The sequence below is a fragment of the Candidatus Poribacteria bacterium genome (assembly GCA_026702755.1).
GTDB lineage: Bacteria > Poribacteria > WGA-4E > WGA-4E > WGA-3G > WGA-3G.
In genome coordinates this window covers 1-2,116 of record JAPPBX010000056.1, presented here as the reverse complement: position 1 = coordinate 2,116, position 2,116 = coordinate 1, and the positions used below count along the sequence as shown (strand labels likewise).

2 protein-coding genes are annotated in these 2,116 nt (G+C 46.1%); both read right to left on the bottom strand.

What is annotated here, in order from left to right:
* Window positions 1–76: 76 nt before the first annotated feature.
* Window positions 77–1,069 carry an NAD-dependent epimerase/dehydratase family protein gene (locus OXH39_10255; protein MCY3550827.1) on the bottom strand — a complete coding sequence of 331 codons (993 nt, stop codon included), beginning with the start codon at window positions 1,067–1,069 and terminating at the stop codon, window positions 77–79.
* The coding region (locus tag OXH39_10250) for a hypothetical protein (protein MCY3550826.1) at window positions 1,066–2,116 on the bottom strand (1,051 nt) is incomplete at its 5' end. The genes OXH39_10255 and OXH39_10250, both read right to left, overlap by 4 nt.

The following is a 2,116-nucleotide window of genomic DNA, read 5'->3' as shown; positions in this document are numbered from 1 at the left end:
CGCAGGTCGTGTTCAACAAGGTCGAGTTTTTCTGAATCTAACGCTGATCTGATTTGTACCATGTTTCACCTCTGCATTATCGGATACGGGGTAAATTGCGAACTGCCTCAATAACTTGATCTTCCAAATCGTCTGCATCGCTATCTGGAATCAGATTGTGTTTGTCCATCCACGCGATGTTTTCTGCGACACTTTCTGTAACCGGAACTTGTGGACAGAATTCGGGTAGCACTGCCGCTAATTTCTCGTGACTGAAGATTTGAGTATGCCCGAAGTTACCTCGTAATCCGCTGAATCGCTCCGGTGACATTGCGATGAGTGTCTCTTGCGACACATGCACAATCTCTATGTCAACACCGAGTGCCTCCGCCGCTGCACGGTGCCATTCGTCCCATGTTCGCGCCTGCGGATGGACGATGTTGTAGATTTCACCGAAGCAATCGGATTTGCCGAGTACATCTGTAAACGCAAAACCTGCGTCTCGAGATGACAGGAATTGAAAATAATTTAATCCATCGCCTGCGGAAAGGATCGGTTTTCCCTTCCGCAACCGGTCGATCCAACTACCATCTCCACCGACTTGACGTAGGAGATTCATGCCAGGTCCGTGTGTGTAGGACGGCTTGAAAATAGTTACAGGGAATCCATCGCGTTCATGCGCCTCCAACAGCAGATTATCCGCCTCGATTTTGCCGAGTCCATAGCCCGATGTTCCTTGCAACGGTGCACTCTCTGAAAGGTTGATACCAGCGAACGGTGGTCCATAAGTCATCACTGTTGAGCAGTGGACGAAGTGTCCGACGCGTCCCTGACATGCCCGAAGTGCGGAAGCGGCATCGTCTGCATTGAAGCTAATCATATCAATCACGGCATCCCACGCTTCCGCACCTACTTTCGCCTCAAAATCCTCGCGATCTTTTCGGTCGCCGTGGATGACGCGGACATCTGGAGGCGGTACATCCCTGTGTTGTCCGCGGTTGAACAGAACGACTTCGTGATTTCGGCTTTGCAGCGCAGCAACAATTCCACGGCTAATGTTGCCCGTCCCACCGATGACTAAGACTTTCATTGGTTGGTTTCCTCCTCTATTAATACGATCTCCGCGGGTGTTAATTCGTAAAGTTCGTATATCAATTGGTCTATTTTCCGTTCAATATCGGAGACTTCAGGGCTATCGGGTGCCTCAAGTATCCGCTGGACTAGATTTGAAAAGTCCGCTTTTTGTTTTGCTGTTTGTGAGGCTACTGGGATCTTTTCCATGTTTTGCTTTGAGAAAGACAGCCGTTTGATCTCCGGATTTGGAGATCTGCATTCTTTGTGAGCAAACCAACCGAAAAGTTTGCTGTTTAAGATTGCCAGCAAGGAAAGATCTTTTGTTGGTATGAACAACGTTGCGCTTGAGAGAAGTCTATGGGATGTGTCATAGGCAGCTTGCATAGAAGTATGAGTAGCCCGATAAATAATTTTGGGCTGTTTTAATTTATCATAAATGTTGCGCGGTGGGAACTCCCAATAAAATACCACCGGGTTTGTCTTTTTCTTTAATCTGTCTTTATAGAAGCGTAGATGTTTGCTAATTGCTGGATAGGTCGTTTCAAAAATCCGCTCGGCTTCTGATTCATCTCTTATGCCTGACCAGGGCCACCGCTTGTTTTTACTGCTAGGAATATAGATTGCGTTACTTGATTCCCATCTCCATTTCCTAGGTTTATCAGGAAACTGTTCTATGAGATCTGCACAACTACGGTCTTCAGCGAGCAGACGTTCATAGGTATATTCATCTATGAGGAATGCACTTTTGTGTCCTAGTGAAATACCACTATAGATATTTCCATATCGACCCAGCGGTGTTCCGGTATTTTTTAGTTTGATTAGCAAATCTTTAGATGGATTTGGCTCACTTCTGTAATCTGAGGACACTTTTTGGATTTCAGGGCTATCGTCAGATTCAGTGAAGGGTTTCTCAGAAAAAAAGAGAGCAGAGAGGTCATGTTCAAAACCGGTGTTGATACGCGTATTCCCCTGCGTCCAGGTAAAGATATTCAATACCTCAACATACCAATCTTCAGTATCTGAATCGCCGAAGTAAGCAAACGCAAAAGGTTTGAAATGTTCA